The organism is Microbacterium hominis NBRC 15708, from assembly GCF_001592125.1.
GTDB lineage: Bacteria > Actinomycetota > Actinomycetes > Actinomycetales > Microbacteriaceae > Microbacterium > Microbacterium hominis.
This window is the reverse complement of the sequence record NZ_BCWI01000014.1, coordinates 46,666-71,489: the sequence shown is the minus strand read 5'-3', so window position 1 is coordinate 71,489 and position 24,824 is coordinate 46,666. Positions and strand designations below refer to the sequence as shown.

The following is a 24,824-nucleotide window of genomic DNA, read 5'->3' as shown; positions in this document are numbered from 1 at the left end:
TCGGGGTACCGAACGCTCGAACGCGGTCAAACCCCAGGCCCGGCCGGAAATTCAGCGTCGGCGATCGTTGCGCAGTCGTCGCGACAGCAGCGGCGGCAGGATGACCGCGGCGACCAGGAGTCCCCCGGCGACGAGCATCGTGGTCTGCGGCACCCCCCACGCGTCGGACGCGAGCGTGAACGGGCTCGACACTGCCTGCGCCCCGCCGGCTGCCGCCCCGGAGACCAGGTTGCCGTTGGCGTCGTAGACGGGATCGGATGCCGCCGCCCCGGCCGCCGCGGCCGTTCCTCCCGCCGCGGCGGCGGCCCCGCCGCCTCCGGAGCCGTCACCGCCACCGCCGCTCGCGCCGCTGCCGGGATCGTTCGCCGGCGCGCCGGAGTTCTTGCACGTGGACGGATCGAATCCGCTCACGGACGCTCCCGGGATGCGCTTGATCTGGTCGTACGCCGCCTGGACGAGGTTCATCGGCAGCGGCGAGTAGCCGAGCGTCGCGGCCTGGTTCTGCCCCTCGCAGACGACGTACTTCAGGAACTCGCCGAGCGTGAACCCCTTCACATCGGTGAAGACGCCGCCGACCGCTGTGGGCACGATCATGTACGAGTAGCTCGAGACGGGATACGCATCGGCCTCGGGGGCGTTGTACACGTCGTCGAGGATCTGCGTGAGGTAGTCGGGCGAGCTCTGGTCGGTGTTGATCTTCGCGTGCGTCAGGGCGACCTGCACGTTCGCGGCGGTGGGCTCGACGAAGGCGCCCGCCGCGTTCTGCACGCGCACCACGGGGAAGCCCGCGTTGAGCGCGTAGGAGTACTCGACGTAGGTGATCGCGCCCTCGCCGTAGTCCTGCTTGACGTACCCGGACACACCGAGAGACCCGTTCTGGGCTTTGAACGTGCTGTTGATCGTCGGGAACTGCGAGGTCATGCGGTAGGTCCAGATGGACGGGTACTGCGTCGCCATCCAGCGCGTGAACTGCGCCGTCGAGCCGGATCCGTCCGAGCGCACCACGGGGGTGATCGGACGGCTCGGAAGAGCGAGGTCGGGGTTGAGCGACTGGATCGCCGGGTCGTTCCACGCGGTGATCGCTCCGGTGAAGATCTTGGAGATCACCTCTCCGGTCAGCTGCAGCGTCGTGACCCGCTTGCCGTTGATCTTCAGGTTGTACATGAACGAGCTGCCGCCGGCGACGATCGGGAGATAGGCGTACGGCCGACCGGAGGGGTCTTCGGGCGCGTCGTTGGGGTTGTCCGGCGTCAGCTGGAAGGGGATCTCGCTGACGGCGAAGTCGACACGACCGCTGATGAAGTCGGTGCGACCGGCGGAGGACCCGGTACCGGAGTAGTTCACCGTCATCGCGAAGTTGTTGGCGACGTTGCGGCGCCACTGGTCGAGCGCGTTCTGCGACCACGTCGACCCGGAGCCCGAGATCGCGACGTACGACGGCGCAGCGCCGGCGGGCAGCACCGACACGAGCGAGAGGGCGACGACGGTCGAGACCGCAGCCGCGGTCCGGACGAGGAGGCGAAGTCGACGGGTCACGATGTCTCCTGGTGAGAGGCGGCGAGCGGAGGGGTCACGCGTGCGGAGCCGCGACGACGCTCGATGCGGAGCAGGTCGTCGCGCGAGCGCTGCGACGCGCGGCGCCGCTGACGGTCGGAGAGGACGCCCGCTCCCCGGCCGCCGATGACGCGCGCGATCACGAAGAGGAGCAGGACGAGGATGATGAGCACCGCGGCCGTCCCGAAGCCGCGGGCGATCATGTTCGGCTCCGGCGACTTGACGAAGTCGAACACCTGCAGCGGCAGGGAGATCATCGGGCCGGTGAAGGGATTGACGTTCATCTCTGCCGTGACCCCGGAGGTCAGCAGCACCGGCGAGGTCTCACCGATCCCGCGCGCGGTGCCGAGGATCACGGCCGTGACCAGACCCGAGCGCGACGTCGGCAGGACCACGTTCCACACCGTGCGCCAGCGCGTCGTGCCCAGCGCGTAGGACGCCTCGCGCAGATTGTTCGGCACGAGGCGGAGGACGACGTCGGAGGCGCGGATGATGATCGGCAGCATCATGACGCTGATCGCCAGCGCCGCGGCGAACCCCGAGCGCTGGTGCGTGACCAGCGTGACGACGGCCGCGTAGATGAACAGTCCGGCCACGATCGACGGCAGCGCCGTCATCGCATCGGAGATCGTCCGCACGAACCGCGCGAAACGCCCGCCGACCTCGTTGAGGAACACCGCCGTGGTGATGCCGAGCGGGATCGTGATCACCAGGGCGATGGAGATCTGGATCAGCGTCCCGACGATCGCGTGTGCGATCCCCCCGACGCTGAGCGGTTCGAGCGGTCCCGCCAGCCGCATGGTCTCCACGAAGAAGTTCGGATGGATCAACGCGGGCACGCCGCGCACGACGGTGAAGCCGAGGACGAAGACCAGGGCGCCGAGCAGCAGGGCGCCCGCCGAGTAGAAGAGCGCGGTCATGATGCGCTCGCTGACGGTGAGGCGGTCGGCCCGCAGGGCGGACAGGACGCCGTACACGCCCAGGAACGCGATGAAGGAGATGATCAGCCACCCGACGAAGCCCGTCATGGGCGTCAGCCATCCGAACAGGAGGGTGGCGATGGCCAGGCCCGCCGCGACCGCACCCAAAACGTTGAACGCGTCGTCGAGGGGGACGCTGCGCAGATCGCGACGAGCGGCGACCTCGTCGCGACGGTGCGGTACGGCCGTCCGCCCCACGGCGGCGCTCTCCGCGCGCTCCGGCGCGGCGGTCTCGAGGATCGTCATCAGTTGCTCTCCGCTCCCGAACGGCTGCGGGCCACGATCGTGGATGCCGTGAAGTTGACGATCAGGGTGATGATGAACAGCACGAGCCCGGCGGCCATCAGCGCGGACAGCCCGAACTGACTCGCCTCCCCGTAGCGCAGGGCGATCAGCGCCGACACCGAGTTGGTCCCCGTCTTCAGCACCTGCGGGTTGATCGAGAAGATCGGAGAGATGATCATCACGACGGCGATCGTCTCGCCGAGCGCCCGGCCGAGGGCGAGCATGGTTCCGCCGATGATGCCGCCGCGGCCGAACGGGAGCACGACCGTGCGGATCATGCCCCACCTCGTCGAGCCCAGGGCGAGCGCGCCCTCGCGCTCGCCGAGAGGCGCCTGCGAGAACGCCTCGCGCATGACGGAGGTCTGCGTCGGGACGATCATCAGCGACACGACGATGCCGGCGATGAACGCGGAGGAGGTGAAGGCCCCGGCATCCGTGATGCGGGCGCCGGTGTCGTCGGTGACGGCGAACAGCGGGATCCAGCCGAAATAGGTCGAGATCCACTGCGAGATGGGGATGACGTTGGACTGGAGGAAGAACACGCCCCACAGCCCGAAGACGACGCTCGGGACGGCGGCCATCAGATCGACGAGCGAGATCAGCAGGGGCCGCACGGATCCCGGCACCACCTCGCTGATCAGCAGGGCCGTCGACAGCGACAGGGGGACGGCGATGGTGAGGGCGATCAGGGCGATGGTCACGGTGCCGAAGAGCACGGCCGCGATGCCGAACTCGCCCGTCTCGGGCGACCATTCCTGGGTCCACAGGAAGGCGGGCCCCGACCGCGCGAGCGCCTCGCCGGCGCGCCCGGAGAGGAAGACGCCGACGGCGAGCATGATCGCGACCGTGACCCCGCCGGCCGTGTAGCAGACGGCGCGGAAGATGCGGTCTGCCTGCACCGGGCGGGAGGTGAGCGGCCGCGGGGTCGGCACGGTCGGCGCCGGGATGACCTCCGTCACGGAGTCAGTGGTCATGGCGCCTCCCTGGCGGGCCGAATCGGTCAGCGGATCGCGATGTCGAGCGACGCTTGTGGATCCGGGCCGCGCGCGCTGCGGGGCGCTCGGGACGCACGCCGCGGTCACAGGATGACGGCACGAGGTGAACGAGGATCGCTCGTTTCATGACCGCCGTCTTACGCCTCGCCGTGCGGGAGATGACGGCTCGGGATGGTGCGCGCAGGGTCACGGACGGGGCGGGTCGGTGACCGCCGGCGACGGTGTCGGTACCGGCGTCGGGGATGCCGACGGGGTGGGCGTCGCGACGGTCTCACCCGGGATCGAGAGCACCACCACCGTGCCGACCGGAGCCCGCTCGCCTGCCGAGGGCATCGACGCGGAGACGGCGCCCGAGGGGCCTGCGCCGACGACCGCCGTCCGCGACGCGAACCCCGCGGACACGAGAGCGGCCTGGGCGTCGGCGAGCGTCATCCCCACCACCGCGGGGATCGCATTGCTCCCCGACGCGAGACGGAGCGTCACGGGCGAGCCCTCCCGCACACGCTCCCCCGCCCCCGGCGACGACTCCAGCACGACGTCGGCGGGAGCCGGTCCGTCGACGCGCGCGAGGTCGCCGACGGCGAGCCCCGCACTCTCCAGCGCCGCGGTGGCCTCGGCGAGACCGAGCCCCCCGACCTGCGGAACCCCTACGAGGACCACCGCGACGCTCGTCGGTGTCGGCGGCGCGGCGACGGACGGCGACGCGGTCGCGGACGGGGCCGTCGGCGAGGCGGCCGGCGGAGCGCTCGTGGATGCCGCCATCGCCGACAGGCCCGCGGCGGCGGTCACCGCGGCGATGAGGACGGCAGCGACCAGGGGCGCCCGCCACGCGCCGCGGGCCGCGGTCACGGCGGGTGGCGGTGCGCTCCCCGCCGCGGCCGCCGGTGTCACGGGGTCGCCCGCGAGACGGGTGCGGTACACGCGGGTCCGCGCCGTCTGCTCCCCCGCCTCGTCCGGAGGCGTGTCCGCGGTGACACCGATCGCGGGGACGGCGGCGGCGAGGGCGGCGGCCATCGCCGCGGCATCCGCGTACCGGTCGTCGGGCCGTTTGAGCATCGCGGTCGTCACGACGCGGTCGAGCGGCCGCGGGATGCCGCGCCGCCGTGCGGAGGGCACGGGCGGCGGAGCGGTGAGGTGGGCGCGCACCACCGCGCGCGCATCGCCGGCGAACGGCGCCGACCCGGTGAGGGCGAAGCAGAGCGTGGCGCCGGCCTGGTAGAGATCACTCGCCTCCCCCACGGCGGCGCCGGACAGCTGCTCCGGCGACGCGTAGGGCACGCTCGCCACGACACCCGCGGTGCGGGAGTCGTCCGCGCTGAGCAGGGCGTCGGCGCCGAGGGTCGTGCGGCCGGGGATGTCCGCGAGCCCGAAGTCGAGCAGCCGGACGCTCCGCGCGAACGCGTCCGCGTTGCCGGCATCGGCGCTCAGACGAGGGTCGAGCATGATGTTGGCGGGGGTGAGGTCACGGTGCACCACCCCGCCGTCGTGCACCGCCTGCAGCGCATCGAGCACGGCGCCCATCAGCGCGACGGCCGCCCACGGTTCGAGGGGCCCGTGCTCGCGGACGTGATCGGCGAGCGTCTCGCCGTCCACGCGCTCCATCGCGATCCAGGCGACCGGCGGGTCGCGGTCGTCCACCCCGGCGTCGTACACCTCCGCGAGGTTCGGATGCGCGATCGCGCGGGCGGCCCGGACCTCTTCGAAGAACGCCTCCCACACGGCGGGGCCGACGGCGAGGTGCGGGTGCAGCAGTTTCAGGGCGACGACGACGCCGCCGACGACGTCGTCGGCCTCGAAGACGGATGCCGTCCCCCCGCTGCCGAGCAGTCGGCGGAGGTGGAACCGGTCCGCGATCAGGCCATCGCTCATCGCAGGATGAGTGGATCCGTCGGCTCCGGGCGCGCGAGCACGGGTTCGCCCGCCGCGGCGAGCTCGCGCATCAGGCGCACCGCCAGCACCGCCGCGCTCTCCGCCGCCGATCTCTTCTCGTAGCGGCGTGCCCCCATCATGACCAGTGCCCCGCCGGAGCTGACGAACCATCCCGTGCTGCGCAGCCGCGGCGCCGGGTTGGTGTGGATCTCGAAGGCGGCCGCATCCCGCAGCACGACCGCGAGATCGGCCCGCGCCGCCGTCTCATCGGCGAACAGGCGGCATCCGCGGGCGATCTCGCGACGGTTCTCGCTCACGAGGCGCCATGCGACCGCGGGTGCCGGCGGCAGGACGTCCTGACCGGTGAGGAACGGTCCCACGCCGGGCCGGCCCGCCGCGATCTCGGCGACGACGCGCATCCACTCGAGGGCGGAGGGGTGCGTGGCCGCGGGAAAGTGCGCGTAGAGAAGACGCGCGGACATGATGCTCCCTTTCGCGACACCGGAAGTCGTGCACTCGGCCGCGAAGGAAGAGTGTCGGCTGCAGGCGACGCGGACGGGTCGGCGGGGTGAACGCGGGAGGTCGATCTCGCGCACGAGAGGTTGCGCGCGACCGGGCTAGAGCGCCCAGGCGCGGCCGGACACCGCCGGCGACATCAGATGCTTCGGCGGCCCTCGAAGGCGCGGCCGAGGGTGACCTCGTCGGCATACTCGAGGTCGCCGCCGACCGGCAGTCCCGACGCGAGTCGCGTCACACGGATCTCGAGGGTGTGCAGCAGCCGGCTGAGGTAGGTCGCGGTCGCCTCCCCCTCCAGGTTGGGGTTGGTGGCGAGGATGACCTCCTGCACGGTGCCGTCCGCGAGGCGCTGCATGAGCTGCGCGATGCGAAGATCTTCGGGCCCGACGCCCGCGATGGGGCTGATCGCGCCGCCGAGCACGTGATAGAGCCCGCGGAACTCACGGGTGCGTTCGATCGCGGAGACGTCCTTGGCGTCCTCGACGACGCAGATGAACGTCTGGTCGCGTCGCGGATCGCGGCAGATGGCGCAACGCTCCTGCTCGCTGACGTTTCCGCAGATCTCGCAGAAGCGCACCCGTTCGCGCAGTTCGCCCAGCAGCTGCGAGAGACGCGCGACGTCGAAGGTCGGCGTCTGCAGGATGTGGAACGCGATGCGCTGCGCCGACTTCGGTCCGATGCCCGGAAGGCGGCCGAACTCGTCGATCAGGTCTTGGACGATGCCGTCGTACATGGATCAGTTGAACCTCGTCGGCGGCGTGTACGGTTCCTCGCGCACGAACGTCGCTCCCAGCACCTGGCGCACGACCGCCTCCCCCACGCGCTCGATCCCGCCGGGGCGGGGGGCGCGTACGGGGGCGGGACGCTCGACGGTCACGGGCGCCCGCGGCGGGACGGGCGTGTCGTCGACGGGCGGCGGGAACTCGTCGTCGTCCGGAGCGTCGTCGTCGGTGAGGGTGTACTCGGCCGCTGCCGGGGACGGCGCCTCGCGGACCGCCGTCAGCGTGCGGACGGGCGCCGCCACGGCATCCTCGGGCTCGTCGTCGACCGCGAGCCCGGGCGCCTCCGTCAGGGCGGAGGCAACGGGAGCGGACGGCGCGGCCGCCACCGGGCCGGGATCGGTCGGGATCGGAGCGACGGCCCACTCCGTCACGGGCGCGGCGGCCGCGGAGGCCACGGTGCCGCCCGCCCGTCCGCCTCCGCCCGGGCGCGCGTCGCCGGTGGGAGCGGGCGCGGTCGCGGGCGGCGATGCGGGGCGCGGGGGCTCCGCGGGAGCACCGTCGGCCGGCGGGTCGGCGTCGAAGCGCGCGACGTACTTGACCCGGATGCCGAGGACAGCGTGGATCGCTCCGCGCAGGTCTTCGCTCGGTCCCTTCCCGGCCGCGAGCTTCTTGAAGGCGGCCACGTCGCCCTGCGTCCGGAAGCTGAGGGTCAGCACGTCGTCGGCGAACGCGATCGGGGTGGCGTCGGTCGCGATCATCCACGACGACCGGCTCACCGGTTCGAGCCGCTGCAGGATCTCGGGCCACGCGTCGCGCACCTGCGGCAACGTCACGGGACCTGCCGGCGGCACGGGAGCGGCGGCCGGCGGCGGAGTCGGTGCGGCGGCAGCCGGCGGGACCGGTTCCTCCGGCGGAGTCGACGCGACCGGTGCGGCCGGCGCTGCGGTGGCCGGCGGGGTCGGCGGGGTCGGCGCGGCGGCAGCCGGCGGGGTCGGCGCGGCCGGCGGCTCCGCGACGGGAGCGGCGGCGGGCACGGCCACCGGCGGCGAGTCCGGGGCCACCGCCGGGACGGATCCGGCGGTGTGGGCGAGGACGCGGGCGACGAGCAGCTCCAGCTGCAGCCGCGGGGACGTCGCACCGCTCATGTCGTCGAGGGCTCCGACGACGAGATCGGCGATGCGCGAGAGGCGATCGGTGCCGAACGCGGACGCCTGACGGCCCATCCGCTCGAGCTCGTCGGCCGGGATGCCGCGCAGCACCGCGCCGGCACCGTCTCCCGTGGCCGCGACGATGATGAGGTCGCGCAGACGCTCGAGCAGGTCGTCGACGAATCGACGCGGGTCCTGACCCGTCTGCACGACACGGTCGACGGCCGCGAAGGCGGCGGCCGCGTCGTGGGCCGAGAACGCCGTGACGACCTCGTCGAGCAGGGCGCCGTGCGTGTAGCCGAGCAGGGCGACGGCGCGCTCGTAGCGCACGGTCGCACCGGCGGCACCGTCGACCGGATCGGATCCGGCGATGAGCTGGTCGAGCAGCGACAGCGTGTCGCGGGGCGACCCCCCGCCGGCGCGGACCACGAGCGGCAGCACGCCCGCCTCCGTCTGCACACGCTCCTGGGCGCACAGCTGTTCGACGTACTCGAGCATCGCGGCGGGCGCGACGAGGCGGAACGGGTAGTGGTGGGTGCGCGAGCGGATCGTGCCGATGACCTTCTCGGGCTCGGTCGTCGCGAAGATGAACTTGACGTGCTCCGGCGGCTCCTCGACGAGCTTGAGCAGGGCGTTGAACCCCTGCGCCGTCACCATGTGCGCCTCGTCGAGGATGAAGATCTTGAACCGGTCGCGCGCGGGGGCGAAGATCGCGCGCTCACGCAGGTCGCGGGCGTCGTCGACGCCGTTGTGCGAGGCCGCGTCGATCTCGACCACGTCGAGGGAGCCCCCGCCTCCGCGGCTGAGCTCCACGCAGCTGTCGCAGACGCCGCAGGGGGTGTCGGTCGGGCCCGCCGCGCAGTTCAGGCAGCGGGCGAGGATGCGCGCCGAGGTCGTCTTGCCGCAGCCGCGCGGGCCGCTGAACAGATACGCGTGCCCGACGCGGTCGCCGCGCAAGGCGGTCATGAGCGGCTCGGTCACCTGCGCCTGCCCGATCATCTCGCCGAACGTCTCCGGACGGTAGCGGCGGTACAGGGCGGTGGTCACCAGAACAGACTACGGCGTGCCCCCGACATGCGGCGCGGCGGGCGCCCCGGCGGGAACATCTACGGCCGGACCGCGTTGGGATGGGCATGAGTCTCGCCCTGCCCGACCGGACGGTGGACGTCCTCGTGATCGGCGCCGGCCAGGCGGGGCTGTCGGCGGCCTACCATCTGCGCCGCCGCGGGTTCGTCCCGGCACCGGGCGACGGACGCGCCCCCGTGTTCGTCGTGCTCGACGCCGATGCCGCTCCGGGCGGCGCCTGGCAGCATCGGTGGCGTTCGCTGCGGATGGCGACCGTCAACGGCATCCACGAACTGCCGGGAGCCCCCGTTCCCCCGGCCGACCCCGACGCGGCGAGCGCCGACGTGCTCCCGGCGTACTTCGCCGACTACGAGCGGCGATTCGATCTGAGGGTCCAGCGGCCCGTGGACGTCACCGCCGTGCGCCGCGTCGACGCCGATCCGCACGGCCTCCTGGAGGTCGACACCGATCGCGGAGCCTGGCACGCGCGGTTCGTGATCAACGCCACGGGCACCTGGCGACGGCCGTTCTGGCCCCACTACCCGGGTCAGGAGCAGTTCGCGGGCCGCCAGCTGCACGTGCACGACTACGTGTCGGCCGACGAGTTCCGCGGTCAGCGCGTCGTCGTCGTGGGCGCCGGCATCTCGGCCGTGCAGCTCCTGGAGGAGATCTCCCGGGTCGCCGACACCTTCTGGGTCACGCGGCGGGAGGTGCGGTGGGATGCCGCGGAGTTCGACACCGCGGCCCGCGTCGCGGCGATCGCGGGCGTGGAGGAGCGGGTGCGGCGCGGTGAGGCGCCGGGCAGTGTGATCTCGGTGACGGGCCAGCACTGGACGCCCTGGGCGCGGCGTGCGCAGGAGCGCGGCGTCCTGGTGCGCCATCCGATGTTCACCCGCATCGAGGAGCACGGGGTACGGATGCCCGACGGGTCGTTCGAGCCCGCCGACGTCATCCTGTGGGCCACCGGCTTCCGCCCCGACATCGCCCATCTCGCCCCGCTGGGGCTGCGGACCGCGCTCGGCGGTGTCCGCGTGGCGAACGGTCGCGCCGTGGACGAGCCGCGGCTGTTCCTCATCGGCTACGGGCCGTCGCAGTCGACGGTGGGCGCGAACCGCGCCGGCCGCGACGCGGTGCGCGCGATCGTGGCCGACCTCGCGGCCGCTCCGGTCTGAGCCGCCGACGGCGGGTTCGCGCCCGCGGCGACGCCCTGCTACATTCCTGGTCAACGACACGGGGTGCCCGAACCATGGGCTGAGATCACACCCGTCGAACCTGATCTCGTTCGTACGAGCGAAGGGATGTCCCCCGATGAGCGCGCGCGCCCACCTCTCCCCCGCCGACGCCGTGGATGCCGTGCGCACGGCCCATCCGCTGGTGCAGTGCATCACCAACGCGGTGGTGACGAACTTCACGGCCAACGCCCTCCTGGCCCTGGGCGCCGCCCCCGCGATGTGCGACATCCCCGGCGAAGCGGGCGTGTTCGCGGGCATCGCGGACGGCGTGCTCGTGAACCTCGGCACGCCGACGGCCGAGCAGCGCACCGCGGCGCGCGAAGCGGTCGCGGCGACCGAGCGCTGGGTGCTCGATCCCGTCGCCGTCGGCGTGCTCCCGGTGCGGACGGCCCTCGCCGCCGAGCTCGTCGAGCGCCGACCCGCGATCGTGCGCGGCAATGCGTCGGAGATCCTCGCACTCGCCGGCCTCGGGGCGGGCGGACGCGGCGTGGATGCCACCGACGACCCGGAGGCCGCGGGGGACGCGGCGGTCGCGCTCGCCCGGCGGACGGGCGGGGTGGTGGCGGTGTCGGGGCCGGTCGACCTGATCACCGACGGCACCCGGGTGGTCCGGGTGCACGGCGGCGACGCGCTGCTGACCCGGGTGACGGGAGGCGGATGCGCGCTCGGTGCGACCATGGCGGCCTTCCTGGGCGTGTGCGACCCACTGTCGGCGGCGGTCGCGGCCTCCGCCGTGCACGCCGTCGCGGCGGAACGGGCGGCGCGCTCGGCCCGCGGGCCGGGCTCGTTCGCGGTGGCGTTCCTCGACGCTCTGGCCGCCGTGGCGCCGGCCGACCTCGACACCCCCGATCGCCTCTCGTCTGCGGAGCCCGCGCGATGAGCGGGGCGACCGGTCACGACCTCTCGCTGCACCTCGTCACCGACGAGCGCGTCCCGTTCCCGCTGCTGTGCGAGATCGTCGATGCGGCCCTGGCCGGCGGGGCGAGCGTGGTGCAGCTGCGCGCCAAGACCTCCACCGCCCGCGAGCTGATCGCACAGGCGGTCGCTCTGTCGCATGTCGTCGCCGCACGGGCGGCGCTCGTCGTCGACGACCGGCTCGACGTCGTGCTCGCGGCCCGTGACGCCGGCGCCCGTGTCGACGGCATCCACCTGGGCCAGAGCGACGTGCCCCCGCAGACCGCACGTGCCCTGCTCGGCGCCGACGCGCTGGTCGGCTGGACGGCGAACACCCCCGCCCATCTCGCCGCCGCGGCCGAGATGCCCGCCGGCACCCTCGACTACCTCGGGGTGGGGGTCATCCGGCCCACCGCGACCAAGCCCGATCACCCCGAGCCGCTCGGCATCGGCGGGTTCGCGAGGATCGCCGCCGCGACCGCGCTGCCCTGCGTCGCGATCGGGGGCGTGACGCCGGCCGACGTCCCTGCCCTCCGGGCCGCGGGCGCCGCGGGCGTCGCGGTGGTCTCGGCGATCTGCGCGGCCGCCGATCCGGGCGCGGCGGCGGGGGTCTTCGCCGCCGCTCTGACCGGCCCCGCCGAGCACGCCGCCGAGGCGGCCCGGTGACCGCCGGCATCCCCCGCGTGCTCAGCATCGCCGGGACCGATCCGACCGGTGGGGCGGGCATCCAGGCCGACCTCAAGTCGATCGGCGCGCTCGGCGGGTACGGGATGGCGGTGGTCACGGTGCTCGCCGCCCAGAACACCCGCGGCGTGCGCACGCTGCACGCGCCGCCGACGGCGTTCCTCGACGAGCAGTTGCGCGCGGTCAGCGATGACGTCGAGATCGATGCGGTCAAGATCGGCATGCTGCTCTCGGGCGAGATCGCCGGCGTCGTCGAGGCCTGGCTGACGCGGGTGCGTCCGCCGGTGGTGGTCCTCGATCCGGTGATGGTGGCCACGAGCGGCGACCGGCTCCTCGACGCCGAGGCGGTGGCGGCCGTCCGTCGGCTGTGCCGCCGCGCCCACCTCGTCACCCCGAACCTGCCCGAGCTGGCCGTCCTCGTCGACGCCGCGCCCGCCACATCGTGGCCGCAGGCCGTGGCACAGGCCGAACGCCTGCACCGTGAGACCGGGACGGCCGTGCTGCTGAAGGGCGGGCACCTCGACGGCGCCGCCTCTCCCGATGCGATCGTCGACGCCGACGGCGTGCACGAGGTCTCCGGCATCCGCGTGATGACCCGTCACACGCACGGCACCGGGTGCTCGCTGTCCTCCGCCATGGCCACGCTCGGCGCCGCCGGGATGCCGTGGCCGGCGGCGCTGGCGCGGGCGAAGGCGTGGCTGACGGGCGCGTTGCAGCATGCCGACGCCCTTCGCGTCGGCGAGGGCGATGGACCCGTCGACCACTTCCACGAGCTGCGCCCCGCGCTGCGGGACGGGGCGCCGTGGAGCGCGGGCGTGTGGCGGCTGACCTCGACCGTTCGCGCCGACGTCGACGCGTGCGACCTCGTGACGGGCCTCGGCGACGGCTCCCTCGACCTCGACCGCTTCCATCGCTACCTCGCGCAGGACGCCCTGTATCTGCGGGCATACTCCCGCGTGCTCGCCCGCGCCGCCGAGCTCGCCGCGGATGGGCAGGAGCGCGCCTTCTGGACCGAGGCGTCGGCCTCGTGCCTCCTCGAGGAGGAGCGCCTTCACCGCGTGCGCATCGGCGAGGCCCACCCCGAGCCGGGCCCGGCCACGCGCGGCTACCTCGCCCACTTCGACCGGGTCGTCGCGGGCGGCTCCTCTGCGGAGCTGGTCGCCGCCGTGCTCCCCTGCTTCTGGCTCTACGCCGACCTCGGCACCCGGCTCGCGCCGCTCGCGCACGACGCGCACCCCTACGCCGACTGGCTGCGGGCCTACGGCGACCCGGCGTTCGCGGAGGCTACGAGGCGGGCGATCGCGATCGCCGACGCGGCAGCCGCCGCGGCATCCCCGGACGACCGCGACCGGATGTCCGCCGCGTTCGAGCGGTCGATGCGTCACGAGCTCGCCTTCTTCGACGCCCCCTGAGGGTGACGATTCCGTTGACGCTCACGCCGGAGACCAGACCCGGGTTTCCTGCGCACGCGTCAACGGAACGGCCTGTCGACGAGAGGGCGCCTCAGACGACGAGGGCGAGCGACATCAGACCGACGGATGCCGCCATCGCCGCGTACTGCCCGCGATCCAGCGCGGTGCGCGCCCGCACGGCCACCCGCACCGATCCGAGCACATAGGCGCCGGCGAGCGCCACGCCCACCGGGGCGAGCGCCGGAGCGGACGCCCCGTGGTGATGCGCGGCGTCGGCGACCCCGCCGCCGGTCATCGCGAGCATCAGCGCCGCCATCACGACCATGCCCGCGGCGGCATGCAGTGCCATCGGCATCCGTACGGCGTCCGCGGACCGGCCGGATCCTCGACGCCGTCCACCGGCCGCCGAGAGGGCGATCGCCCCGGCCAGGAGCATCGCCACCCACCACACCACCGGTACGAGCCGCGTCACCGCGGCATCCGCCATCGCGACGAGCATGAGCAGCGCGGTCGCCAGCTCCCCGGCTCGCGCCCGCCGCCGGTCGGCTGCCAGGCAGCACAGTCCGATCGTGGCGGGCGCGAGCGCGAACAGGTGCAGGGTCACGTTCTCAACTGTGGTGTCCGTGACCGCCGTGGTCATGACCGTGACCGCCGTGATCATGACCGGGCGCGCAGTGCGCGGACGTCGGCGCGGGAACATGCAGCGCGGGGTTGCGCTCGAAGAAGTTGTACGGCTTGAGGGTGAACTTCGCGTAGTCCATCGGCATGACCGGCCAGTCCTCGTTGCGCGGGAAGTGCGTCAGACCGAAGGTGTGCCACAGCACGAGGTCCTCGCCGACCAGCGGCTCGTCGCCGGCGATGAAGGCGGGGATGCCGCCGCCGCCCGGGTGCTGGTTGACGAAGTCCCCCGCCGCGTACCGCTCGTCCGGATCGTACTTCGTGACGAAGAGGTTCTTGGTCGCGAAGGCGGCGCGCGCGGCGATCGAGGAGTCGTCGTCCGCCAGCAGCACGGGGGTCTCCGTCGGGAAGAGCACGTACGACGTGGGCTGGCCCATCGCCGTGGTCCGCTCGGTCGAGGCGATCTGCCAGACCCGGTTCACGGCGCCGTCGGCGACGCGGCCGGAGACCTTCTCCGACACGATGGGCGTGACCTTCTTCGTGAAGGCGTTGCCCGCCGGGTTCTGCGGCGAGATCGGCACCCGCACCGCGTCGATCTCGTTGACGACGTTCGCCACGCCGTCCACGGTCATGTCGAGCCGGGCCGAGAAGAGGTGCTGATGGTACGGGGCGCCCAGGCCGGGTGCCACCTGCGACGCGAACGGGTAGTCCGCGCCGGGGTAGGCGGAGGTGAAGAGGATGCCGGTCAGCTTCGCCTCGCACTCGAGCGTGCCGTCGAGGTACAGGTACCAGAAGAAGCCGTAGTCGTAGTTGCCGACCGTGGTGAAGAAGGAGATCACGAGCCGGCGCTGGCGGCGCACCTCGCTCGCCCCCGTGAAGATGTCGGTGTGCTTCCAGAGGGAGCCGAAGTCCTCCTCGTGCATGCACACGCCGTTGCGGACGGTCCGCGGCATCCCCAGCTCGTCGGCGAGCACCGCGTCGACGTAGGTGATGTCGCCGACGCAGTCGCACCCGAGCTCCAGCTCGTTGGTGTAGCGCCCGAACAGGTATTCGCCGGTGTCGAAGTAGTTCTGCCAGAAGCGGTTGGGCGCGGGGTCGGCGTACGGCACGACCATCTCGCTGATCGAGCCGCGGTACATCACCGGTCGTCCCTGGAAGCTCAGCTGGCGCAGGATCAGCCCTTCGCGCGCGTCGAAACCGATGCGCAGATCCCAGTCCCCCCACACGACGTGCTCCTGGTCGACCGTGAAGCTCGACCCCTCGGGCTGGGTGATGACGATCGGCTTCAGCCCTTCGAGGGGCGGGCCCTGGAGGGCGGGATCGTCGTAGTTGCCGCTCGTCTCGGGCACCGCGAACCCGGGGGTGTCCACGATCTCGATCACCGAGCGCGCCGCGACGTCGATGTAGGCCGTGAGGCCGTCGACGGGATGGGCCCACGGATGGTCCTGGGGGTGATCCTGGCGGAAGGCGAAGGTGCGGAGGATGCGCCGTCCCTCCTCGGCCGGGTACCCGTAGTGTCCCGCCGACAGCGGCACGAGCACGACGTCCTCGACGGTCAGACCGCGGGCGGCGAGCGCGGCCACCCATCCCTCGTCGGCGCCGGCGATCACGCCGACCTCCTCGAACTCCGCATCGAGGATCGGGAGCTGTCCCGCCGTTCCGTCGAGCACCGTCTCGCGCAGCACCTCGCCGCTGGCGAGGGACACGACGAGGTCGCTCGACCGGGTCGTCGCCATGTCGAGCAGCTGCACCCGTGCGCGCCGCTCGGGCGCGGGCCCGCCCTGCTCCCACGCCGCGATCTCGCCCTTGGCCGGCTCTTCGAGTCCGACGTAGACGAATCGGACGCGATCGGTGGTCGACGCGAGCGCCAGCACGATCGTGCGGACCGCGTCGATCTCGGCGGCGGAGAGGGAGGCCAGCGGGTGGGCGGGCACGGCGGGGGCGGCGAAGCCCGACGCGGTGAGGTCGGTGAGGGTCATCCGGATGTCCTTCGTTCGAGGGGTGGGGCTTTCGTGGGGTGCGGCGTTCGAGGGTGCTCAGCCGGCGATGGCGTCGGTGAGCTTCGCGTAGGCGGCGGGGCGGCGCGCGCGGATCCACGCGGCCTGGACGTAGCCCAGAGCGGGGAAGAGCACGACGAGCCCGATGAGGAACCAGCTCAGCCCGCCGAACACCGGGGCGCCCTCGGCATCCACATCACCGACCATGATCGGGAAGTAGGCGACGATGAGCGCCGCCGAGATGACGAGCCCCGCGAACCCGAGCGCCGGGGCGACGATCGTGTTCCAGACCCGCCGGTCGGAGCGCCGCCTCAGGAAGTAGACGATCACCGCCACCGAGGTGACGGCCATGAGGATGGCGATGGCGAGCGTGGCGACGCCGGCGAACCACGTGAAGACGGCCAGCACCGGGTCGAGCTGGAAGGCCGCGAAGACCCCCGTCAGCACGGCGGCCGTGACGGTCTGGACGATGGAGGACGCGTGCGGCGACAGGTGGCGGTGGTGCACGGCGGAGAGCCGCTCGGGCAGAACGCCGGCGGTGGCCATCGAGTGCTGGTAGCGGGTGACGACGTTGTGGAAGGAGAGCACGCACGCGAACATCGACGTGATCAGCAGCACGTTCGTGACGATCTCCCCGATCGGTCCCAGGTAGGTGGCCATCGTGCGCAGGATGAGGCTGCCCGGATCGGCGGCCGCCTCGTCGACGATCGTGCTCGGTCCCCACGCCATCACGAGACCCCAAGAGGCCACGGTGTAGAAGACGCCGATGCCGATCACGGCCATGTAGGTGGCCCGCGGGATGGTGCGATCCGGGTCGCGAGCCTCGTCGCGGAAGATGGCGGTGGCCTCGAAGCCGATGAAGGCCGCGATGGCGAACATGAGCCCGACCCCCGGCGAGCCGCTGGCGATGTTGGCGGGCTCGAAGGGGGCGAGGCTCAGCCCCTCGGGGGCACGGAACAGCACGACGGCGACGAGCACGACGACGACACCGACCTCCGCGATCAGCAGCACCCCGAGCACCTTGCTCGACAGGTCGATGTGCCGATAGCCGAGGATGCCGACCAGTCCGATGACCAGCAGCGAGAACAGCCACCACGGCAGCGAGATCCCGGCCGTCGACGCGAGCGTGTAGGAGAGGATGTAGCCGACGTAGCCGTACACCGAGACCTGGATCGTCGTGTAGGTCAGCATCGCGATCCATGCCGCCGCCAGTCCCGTCGAACGTCCGAGGCCGTAGCCGACGTAGGTGAAGAAGGCGCCCGGCCGCGGGATGTGCCGCGACATCGCGGCGAGACCCACGGAGAACAGCAGCAGGATGACGGCGCTGACGGCGTACAGGGCCGGGAAGCCGACCCCGTTTCCGATCAAAATGCCGAGCGGCGCCGCACCCCCGATGACGGTGAGCGGCGACGCCGCGGCGACGACCATGAAGACGATGGCCGTCGCGCCCAGCGAGCCCGTCAGGGCGCGGGCGGGCGACGCGGCGGACGGCGCGGCGGCGCCGGGTGAGTCGATTCTCGTCATGATGACCTCTCCAGATCGGGGTGCGGAGCGAGGCGGAAGGAACGGATACCGGGATCGTCGCGCAGGGCCGTCACGGCGCCGTCTCGGGGCCGTGAAAATCCCGCGCTCCCGGAATGGGAGGGCCCGCCGACGGCGTCTCATTCGGGGAAACCAGGCGGAAACACGAGAGACGTGGGGCGGCAACGGCGCCGCCCTAGCATCGGCGGGCAAGGAGGGACGATGACCGCACTGGAGCGCGCGATCCGCAGCCCCGCGCCGGTCCGCGACTTCGGCGGACGCTCACCGCTGCACGGCCTGGACCGGCGCAGCGTCGGGTTCATCGACGTGATGGCGCAGTCGGTCGCCGCCGTCGCCCCGGCCGCGGCGGCGACCACGGTCACGGTCCTGGTCGCCGGCGTGTCGCCCGGTGGCGTCATCGTGTCGGTGCTCGTCGCCGGGGTCCTGAGCCTGCTGGTCGCCTCGGCCGTCGGCCAGTTCGCGCGCCGCCTCGCCGCGTCGGGCGCGCTGTACACGTACGCGGCGCGCGGACTCGGGCCGGCGGGCGGACTCGCGACGGGAACCGCCGCCGTGGTCGGGTACGCCGCCGTCGCGATGTTCGCGCTCCTCGGCGGCGCCTATTACACCGCCCTCCTGCTCCGGCCGTTCTGGCCGGCCGCCGACGCACCGCTCGGGATCGCCTGCGTCCTGCTGGCCGAGGCGGGACTGCTGACTCTCGTGCTCGTCCGCGGCATACGCCTCTCCGCTCGCGTCGCGCTGCTCGTGGAGTTCGCCTCCGTCGTGCTCATCGTCGTCCTGCTCGTGGTGCTGCTGACGCGGATCGGTCCGGTCGATCCGGCGGCGCTGCTGCCGTCGCCCGCCGCCGACACGCCGCTGGGCGTGGGCGCCGGGGCGCTCATCGCCCTGACCGCCTACGTCGGGTTCGAGAGCGCGGCGACGCTCGGGGTGGAGGCGCGCACCCCGCTACGGACGATCCCCCGCGCCGTCCGCGCCACCGTCGTGATCTCGCTCCTGCTCTACCTCCTGGCCGCGGCCGCCCAGGTCGCCGGGTTCGCCGCGCTGGGCCGCGACTTCGCCGCCAGCGCGTCGCCGCTCAACGAGCTCGCCGACGCGTTCGGCATCGGCGGGTGGGCGAGCGTCGCCGACCTCGGCATCGCGGCATCCTTCCTGGCGTGCGCCATCGGGTCGACCACGGCGTTGGCGAGGGTGCTGTTCGCGATGGGACGCGACGACGTCATGCCGCGCCTCGCGGGACGCACCCACGCGCGCTACGGCACGCCCATCGGCGCCATCGCGATCGCCCTGCCCGCGGTGGTCGGCGTCCCGCTGGCGCTCGTCGTCTGCGGCGTCGACCTCCGCGACGCGATGCACATCACGATCGCCCTCGGCGGCATCGGCTACATCGTCTCGTACGTGTTCGCCTGCATCGCGGTGCCGCTGTTCCTGCGCAGGATCGGGGAGCTGACGCCGCTCGTCGCCGTGACGGCCCTGTGCGCGGCCGTCGCGCTGTCGGGGGCCGTGGTCGCCTTCGCGGCGGCCGACATCGCGGCGGGCAGCGCCGCCGTGTGGATCGCCGCCGCGGTCGGCGCCGTCTCGGCCGCGCTGATCGCGTGGCGCCTGCGCCGCCCGATCGGCCCGTTGGGGGCGTACGACGTCCCCGTCGCCGCGGCCGTGCTCGGCGGCATCGCACGAGATGACCGGGATGGCTGAGACACGCGCCGGCCCCTCGCAGCCGACGCTCTCCGCGCGCCAGCCGCGCGCGATCCACAGCGCGCTCACGGTGCTCGAAGCGGTCGCGGAGCTCGGCGCCGGCGTGACGGCGCGCGAGCTCTCGACACGGCTCGCACTGCCGCGCGCGACGACCTACCGTCTGCTCAACCTGCTCGTCGAGGACGAGTACCTCGTTCGCACCCCCGATCTGTCCGGATTCGCGCTGGGGTCGAAGGTGGCGCAGCTGGCCGCGGCCGCCGCCCCCGCTCGACTGCCCACCCGCGCCCACGACATGGTCGCCGACGCGCGATCGACCATACGAGGAGGCGTCCATGTCGCCGTGTACGTCGACCGCCGCGTGCAGTTGCTCGACGAGGACCCCGATTTCCCCTTCAGCGATCCGGTGCGCCTCGCGCGCGAGCCGGAGCGCTACGCGCTCGGCGCCCTCATGCTGGTCGCCGCGGGCGATTGCGGACCCACCGCGACGACCGCGGCGGCCGAGCTCGCGCGGATCGGCGGTGTGCGCCGGCTCGACGGCGGCGTGGCGGGGTTCGGATGCCTGGCCGTCCCCCTCCGCGGCGCCGACGGCGGCATCGCCGGCGCGCTGGCCTTCTCCGGCCCGCGGCACCGGATCGTCGAGGCGGACGAGCTGCTCGGTCGGCTGACCCCCGTCGCCGAGGACGTCGCACCGTACGTCGCGTGATGCGACGTCTCTTCCGAACCCGTTGCATTCTTCGAATCTTTGTTCTATACTGGGGCGGAGAAGTCCCGCGCGTGCCCACCTCGTTTCAGCGGGTTCTGCCTCCCGGTCTCGGCCGGGCGGAGGTGACGATGCACGCGATCCCGGATGCCCCGGCTCGGGGTTCGGCCTGGCCGGCGTTGGATGATCTGGTGACGCGCCTGCGGGCGGCCCGGCGCCGCATCGCCGCAGCGCAGGCGGAGGAAGCGGCCGTGCTCGCGGCGGCGGTCGAGCTCGTCGCAGAGCGGGTGGCGGTGTCACGGCAGGAGGCCCAGCAACAGGGCCGGACTCTGCGGATGGGAGACGCGGATCTCCCGGTGCGCGAAGTGTGCCTCGAACTGGGCATGGCGATCCGGGCTTCCGACAGGGGCGTGCAGCGGCGGATGTCCGATGCGCATCAGCTGAAGACCTCGTTCTCCCGCACCCATGCGGCGTGGGCGGCCGGTGAGATCGACGCCGGTCATGCCTGGGCGATCAGCAGGACCGGGACCATGCTCACCGGCGACGAGGATCGCGCGCGGTTCGAGGATCGTGCGCTGGAGGTCGCCCGATCCGAATCCCCGACGCGCGCGGCGCCGGCGATCACGGCGATCGCCGCGAGCATCGACCCGGCCGCGTTCGAGCAGTCCGCCCGTCGGGGCTTCGATGAGCGCTCGGTGCGCCTGTTCGACCTCGACGACGGGATGGCGAGGTTGATCGCCGACCTCCCGGCCCCGCTCGCCCACGCGATCCACGACGCCCTGACCACCCGTGCCCGCGCGATCCTCGACCGCGAGCCGGAGGCGGAGGCCGACGCGGCCCCGCCGCGGGCCGACGCCGATCCCGATGGCGGACACGACGGCGACGAGGATGCCGTGGTCACCGGGGACGGCAGGGGAACCGGCCCGGGAACGGGCGGGCGAACCGGCAGCCGCCACCGGGCGGACGCCCGCACGCTGGCGCAGGTGCGCGCGGACGTCTTCAGCGACCTGGTGCTCACCGGCCGACCGACGACCCGCGCGACCGGCGACGGCCTCGAGGCCGTCGCGGCGCGGATCCACGTCACGGTCCCCGCCCTCACCCTCGCCGGCGACCCGACCGGTGGCCCGGCCCTGCTGGCGGGGTACGGCCCGATCGCCACATCTTTCGCCCGTCGCCTCGCGGGGCTCGCCCCCGGCTGGGACCGGATCTTCACCGACCCGCACACCGGTGAAGTCCGCGCGGTGGACCGGTACCGCCCCAGCGCGGAGCTACGCCGCTATCTCACCGCCCGCGACGAGCACTGCCGCACCCCCGGCTGCACCCGCCCCGCGCAGCGGTGCGACATCGACCACACGACCGCGGCCGCGCACGGCGGCGCCACCGCCCACGACAACCTCGCCCACCTGTGCCGGCGGCACCATACGACGAAGCACCACACGGCGTGGCGCGTCCGGCACCTCGGAAACGGCACGCTCGAGTGGACGAGCCCGGCCGGACACCACTACCGCGACCGCCCACCGGCCACCGTCAGGTTCGTCCCCGCCGCGGAGGACCCGCCGCCGTTCTGACCCGCGCCGAAACGCGGGCACATCGGCGACCGGGTCGCACCGCTACGAGTCGATGCCGAGGTTCGCGTCGTCGCCCGTGACCGCACCGACCACCGGGATGCTGCCGGTGATCACCGGGATCGAGGTGGTCATCGTGGGGACCGAGGCCGACAGCAGTGTGCCGTCCTCACGCAGCGCCTCACCGATGTCGCTGATCGTGGGGCGGCCCGACAGCTCCGGCCCCTGGCCGCGCAACGGCACGACCACCGTGGCGCCCGGCTGCACGACGAGCGACTCGCCCCGCACCGAGAACGCGACGGGCTCGCCGGCACCGGCATCCACGCGCAACTCGTCGGCGGTGATCTCGACCTTCAGACTCGTCCCCTGCCACTGGAGGGAGAACGAGAGCGACGGCCAGTCCTTCGGCAGACGCGGGTCGAAGCTCAACTCGCCGTAGTGGTCGCGCATGCCGCCGAAGCCGGCGACGAGCGCGGTCCACACCCCGCCGGCTGACGCGACGTGCACGCCGTCCGCGGCGTTGTGATGCAGGTCGCCGAGGTCGACGAAGATCGACTGCGAGAAGTACTCGCGCGCGAGGTCCTGGTAACCGACCTCCGCGGCGAGGATCGCCTGGACCACCGCGGACAGCGTCGAGTCGCCCGTGGTCAGCGGGTCGTAGTACTCGAAGTCGGCGAGCTTCTCCTCGTCGGTGAAGTGGTTGCCCTGCAGATACAGCGCCAGCACGACATCCGCCTGCTTCAGCACCTGGTAGCGGTAGATCACGAGCGGGTGGAAGTGCAGCAGCAGCGGACGCTGCTCGCGCGGCGTGTTCTCGAGATCCCATACCTCGCGCTCGAGGAACACCTCATCCTGCGGGTGGATGCCGAGGCCCTCGCTGTACGGGATGTGCATGGCCTCGGCCGCGGCATCCCACGCGTCGGCCTCCGCCGGGTCGAAGGAGAGCCGCTCGACCATCTGCGCGTAGTGCTCGGGAGCGTCCTCTGCCATCTCGCGTACCGCACGCGCCGCGAAGCGCAGATTGAAGCGCGCCATCACGTTCGTGAACAGGTTGTCGTTGACGACCGTCGTGTACTCGTCCGGGCCGGTCACGCCGTGGATGTGGAACACCTCGGGCTGGCCGTCCTCGGTGAAGCGCCAGAAGCCGAGCGTCGCCCACAGCCGTGCCGTCTCGACGGCGATGTCGACGCCCTCGCGGTAGAGGAACTCGTCGTCGCCGGTGGCGCGCACGTACTTGGCGAGCGCGAAACTGACGTCCGCGTTGATGTGGTACTGCGCGGTGCCGGCGGCGTAGTAGGCCGACGCCTCCTCGCCGCTGATGGTGCGCCACGGGAACAGGGCCCCCGCCTCGTTGAGCTGCGCCGCACGACGACGCGCGGCCGGCAGCATGAGGTAGCGCATCCGCAGGGCGTTGCGCGCCCAGATCGGGGTCGTGTACATGAGGAACGGGAGCACGTAGATCTCGGTGTCCCAGAAATAGTGACCGCTGTAGCCCGAGCCCGACACGCCCTTCGCGGGGACGCCCTGACCGTCGGCGCGCGCCGCGGCCTGCGCGAGCTGGAAGAGGCACCAGCGCGTCGCCTGCTGCAGGTCGTCGTGGCCGCCGATGACGACGTCGGAACGGTCCCAGAAGGCCGACATCCACTCGCGCTGACGCTCGAACTGGCGCTCGATGCCCTCGGCCGCCACGCGGTCCAGCGCGCGGCGTCCGCGGTCGACCAGCTCGCGAGCGGGCACCCCGCGCGACGTGTGATAGCTGACGAGCTTGGTGACCGTCACGGGCACCCCGGCCTTCGCCTGCACCCGGTAGACGTTCTTGGCGATGTCGGGCTCGATGAGCGTGCGCGACGAGTACTCGTTGTCCGTCTCGATCACGTGGTCGGCGACCACCGACATCGTCATCCCCGACGCGGTCACGCGGTAGGCGAGCGCGGCACGGTCGCCCTCCTGCCAGTACTCCTCGGGCTGGAGCACGCGGTCCTCGATCTTCTCCGCCTTACGCGGATCGAATCCCTTCGCGGGGCCGCCACCGGGAGCCGAGCCCCCGTACACGTCCTCGCCGTCCTGACGGTTGATGATCTGGCAGCTCACCGTGATCGGGGCGTCGCTGTTGAGCACCGTGACCGTGACACGCATCACGGCGAGGTGGCGCTCTTCGAACGAGACCATGCGCTCGAAATCGATGACGACGTCCTTGCCGCTGGGGGTCATCCAGCGCACGTGGCGCGTGAGGAGCCCGTTGCGCATGTCGAGGGCGCGCTCGTACTCGCGGATGTCGGCGACGTCGAACGACAGGGGCTCGTCGTCGACGTAGACGCGCATGACCTTGGCATCCGGCGCATTGATGATCGTCTGGCCGACCTCGGCGAAGCCGTAGGCCTGCTCCGCGTGGCGGATCGGGAAGATCTCGTGGAACCCGTTGATGAACGTGCCGTGCTCGTGGGCATGGCGGCCCTCGGGCTGGTTGCCTCGCAGGCCCAGGTAGCCGTTGCCGAGCGCGAACAGCGTCTCGGTGACGCCGACGTCGTCGAGCGAGAAGCGCTTCTCCACCAGACGCCACGGGTCGATCGGGAAACGGTCGCGATCCATCCTGTCCATCCTTCCGTCGGACTGGTCGGTCATCAGGCGACGAACGCCGCGAGGTCGTCGACGACGAGCGTCGCGCCGAGGTCGAGCAGCGCCTGGGCACCCGCGCCGCGGTCGACGCCGACCACGAGCCCGAACCCGGCCGCCACGGCGGAGGCGACGCCCGAATGCGCGTCTTCGACGGCGGCGCTGCGCGCCGGGTCGACGCCGAGCATGCGGGCCCCGGCGGCGAACATGTCGGGCGCGGGCTTGGAGCGCAGCCCCTCGCGCGCCGAGACCACTCCGTCGACGACGACGGGGAAGAAGTCGCGGATGCCGGCCGCGGCCAGCACCTCCTCGGCGTTCTTGGAGCTCGAGACGACGCCGATCGGCGTCCCCGCCGCGCGCAGCTGTTCGAGGAGCGCCAGAGAGCCCGGGTAGGGCGCGATGCCGTCGGCGCGCAGGACACGCGCGAACACCTCGTTCTTGCGGTTGCCGATGCCGCAGACGGTGTCCGCGGAGGGATCGTCGTCCGGATCGCCCCAGGGCACCTCGACGTCGCGCGAGCGCAGGAGGCTCGCGACGCCGTCGTAGCGCTGCTTTCCGTCGAGGTACCGGAAGTAGTCCTCTTCCGTGTACGCGGGCTCGATGCCCCACGCGGAGAACAGTTCGGTGAACATCGATTCCCACGCGTGCATGTGCACCTCGGCGGTCGGGGTCAGCACGCCGTCGAGGTCGAAGAGCACGCCGTCGAGAGCGCTGAGGTCGGGAAGGTCGGCTGTCACGGATTCA

At 72.6% G+C, this 24,824-nt stretch carries 19 protein-coding genes and 1 riboswitch; of the genes, 7 read left to right on the top strand and 12 right to left on the bottom strand.

Translation table 11 applies throughout. From position 1 onward, the window contains the following. Positions 1 to 51 precede the first annotated feature (51 nt). The 7 genes from pstS to MHO01S_RS11665 all read right to left on the bottom strand — a co-directional run bounded on the left by pstS (position 52) and on the right by MHO01S_RS11665 (position 9,116). Positions 52 to 1,536: a phosphate ABC transporter substrate-binding protein PstS gene (pstS, locus tag MHO01S_RS11695; protein WP_061782354.1), complete on the bottom strand. Its 1,485-nt coding sequence runs from the start codon at positions 1,534 to 1,536 to the stop codon at positions 52 to 54. Beyond that, positions 1,533 to 2,780 carry a phosphate ABC transporter permease PstA gene (gene pstA, locus MHO01S_RS11690; RefSeq protein WP_060960206.1) on the bottom strand — a complete coding sequence of 416 codons (1,248 nt, stop codon included), beginning with the start codon at positions 2,778 to 2,780 and terminating at the stop codon, positions 1,533 to 1,535. The genes pstS and pstA overlap by 4 nt, the downstream gene beginning before the upstream one ends. Further along, the gene (pstC, locus tag MHO01S_RS11685; RefSeq protein ID WP_060960205.1) at positions 2,780 to 3,793 is read right to left on the bottom strand and encodes a phosphate ABC transporter permease subunit PstC; all 1,014 of its coding nucleotides are present in this window, start codon (positions 3,791 to 3,793) and stop codon (positions 2,780 to 2,782) included. Before pstC ends, pstA begins: the two co-directional genes overlap by 1 nt. Positions 3,794 to 4,000: 207 nt before the next feature. Then, entirely contained in the window at positions 4,001 to 5,683 is a 1,683-nt protein-coding gene (locus tag MHO01S_RS11680) for a protein kinase domain-containing protein (RefSeq protein ID WP_061782353.1), read from the bottom strand. After that, positions 5,680 to 6,165 carry a hypothetical protein gene (locus MHO01S_RS16690; RefSeq protein ID WP_060961042.1) on the bottom strand — a complete coding sequence of 162 codons (486 nt, stop codon included), beginning with the start codon at positions 6,163 to 6,165 and terminating at the stop codon, positions 5,680 to 5,682. Before MHO01S_RS16690 ends, MHO01S_RS11680 begins: the two co-directional genes overlap by 4 nt. A gap of 173 nt (positions 6,166 to 6,338) precedes the next feature. Then, positions 6,339 to 6,932, bottom strand: a complete 594-nt coding sequence (gene recR / locus MHO01S_RS11670) for a recombination mediator RecR (protein WP_060961043.1) — start codon at positions 6,930 to 6,932, stop codon at positions 6,339 to 6,341. Positions 6,933 to 6,935: 3 nt separating this feature from the next. Next, the gene (locus MHO01S_RS11665) at positions 6,936 to 9,116 is read right to left on the bottom strand and encodes a DNA polymerase III subunit gamma and tau (RefSeq protein WP_174524676.1); all 2,181 of its coding nucleotides are present in this window, start codon (positions 9,114 to 9,116) and stop codon (positions 6,936 to 6,938) included. 86 nt (positions 9,117 to 9,202) lie between these two features. Between MHO01S_RS11665 and MHO01S_RS11660 the strand changes: the two genes are divergently transcribed. The 4 genes from MHO01S_RS11660 (at position 9,203) to thiD (ending at position 13,356) form a co-directional block, all read left to right on the top strand. Continuing rightward, on the top strand, positions 9,203 to 10,306 hold the full coding sequence (locus MHO01S_RS11660; protein WP_060960017.1) for an NAD(P)-binding domain-containing protein: 1,104 nt from the start codon (positions 9,203 to 9,205) through the stop codon (positions 10,304 to 10,306). Positions 10,307 to 10,355: 49 nt separating this feature from the next. Then, positions 10,356 to 10,450, top strand: a riboswitch (TPP riboswitch). Then, positions 10,443 to 11,246, top strand: coding sequence for a hydroxyethylthiazole kinase (gene thiM / locus MHO01S_RS11655; protein WP_061782351.1), 804 nt, complete (start codon positions 10,443 to 10,445; stop codon positions 11,244 to 11,246). It overlaps the preceding riboswitch by 8 nt. Further along, positions 11,243 to 11,926 (top strand): thiamine phosphate synthase, encoded by a 684-nt coding sequence (thiE, locus tag MHO01S_RS11650; RefSeq protein ID WP_060960009.1) that lies wholly within the window; start codon positions 11,243 to 11,245, stop codon positions 11,924 to 11,926. Before thiM ends, thiE begins: the two co-directional genes overlap by 4 nt. Further along, positions 11,923 to 13,356 (top strand): bifunctional hydroxymethylpyrimidine kinase/phosphomethylpyrimidine kinase, encoded by a 1,434-nt coding sequence (gene thiD, locus MHO01S_RS11645; protein WP_061782350.1) that lies wholly within the window; start codon positions 11,923 to 11,925, stop codon positions 13,354 to 13,356. Before thiE ends, thiD begins: the two co-directional genes overlap by 4 nt. A gap of 91 nt (positions 13,357 to 13,447) precedes the next feature. Here thiD and MHO01S_RS11640 read toward each other — a convergent pair whose 3' ends face one another. Genes MHO01S_RS11640 through MHO01S_RS11630 form a run of 3 tightly spaced genes read right to left on the bottom strand, consistent with a single transcriptional unit; the run spans position 13,448 to position 17,495 of the window. Further along, the gene (locus tag MHO01S_RS11640) at positions 13,448 to 13,960 is read right to left on the bottom strand and encodes a hypothetical protein (protein ID WP_157553783.1); all 513 of its coding nucleotides are present in this window, start codon (positions 13,958 to 13,960) and stop codon (positions 13,448 to 13,450) included. A 4-nt stretch (positions 13,961 to 13,964) separates the two neighbouring features. Beyond that, a complete protein-coding gene (locus MHO01S_RS11635; protein WP_060960006.1) occupies positions 13,965 to 15,953 on the bottom strand; it encodes a primary-amine oxidase in 1,989 nt (662 codons plus the stop codon). A gap of 57 nt (positions 15,954 to 16,010) precedes the next feature. Beyond that, the gene (locus MHO01S_RS11630; protein ID WP_061782349.1) at positions 16,011 to 17,495 is read right to left on the bottom strand and encodes an APC family permease; all 1,485 of its coding nucleotides are present in this window, start codon (positions 17,493 to 17,495) and stop codon (positions 16,011 to 16,013) included. A gap of 219 nt (positions 17,496 to 17,714) precedes the next feature. Between MHO01S_RS11630 and MHO01S_RS11625 the strand changes: the two genes are divergently transcribed. From MHO01S_RS11625 to MHO01S_RS11615, 3 genes are all read left to right on the top strand, one after another. Beyond that, positions 17,715 to 19,202: an APC family permease gene (locus MHO01S_RS11625; RefSeq protein WP_061782348.1), complete on the top strand. Its 1,488-nt coding sequence runs from the start codon at positions 17,715 to 17,717 to the stop codon at positions 19,200 to 19,202. Next, a complete protein-coding gene (locus tag MHO01S_RS11620) occupies positions 19,195 to 19,905 on the top strand; it encodes a helix-turn-helix domain-containing protein (RefSeq protein ID WP_061782347.1) in 711 nt (236 codons plus the stop codon). The genes MHO01S_RS11625 and MHO01S_RS11620 overlap by 8 nt, the downstream gene beginning before the upstream one ends. Before the next feature lie 188 nt (positions 19,906 to 20,093). Continuing rightward, positions 20,094 to 21,470, top strand: a complete 1,377-nt coding sequence (locus tag MHO01S_RS11615) for an HNH endonuclease signature motif containing protein (RefSeq protein WP_255266090.1) — start codon at positions 20,094 to 20,096, stop codon at positions 21,468 to 21,470. 42 nt (positions 21,471 to 21,512) lie between these two features. Here the strand turns inward: MHO01S_RS11615 and MHO01S_RS11610 are convergent, their stop codons facing one another. Continuing rightward, on the bottom strand, positions 21,513 to 24,056 hold the full coding sequence (locus tag MHO01S_RS11610) for a glycoside hydrolase family 65 protein (RefSeq protein WP_060960016.1): 2,544 nt from the start codon (positions 24,054 to 24,056) through the stop codon (positions 21,513 to 21,515). Positions 24,057 to 24,088: 32 nt separating this feature from the next. Continuing rightward, the gene (locus tag MHO01S_RS11605; RefSeq protein WP_061782345.1) at positions 24,089 to 24,817 is read right to left on the bottom strand and encodes an HAD family hydrolase; all 729 of its coding nucleotides are present in this window, start codon (positions 24,815 to 24,817) and stop codon (positions 24,089 to 24,091) included. Positions 24,818 to 24,824 lie beyond the last annotated feature (7 nt).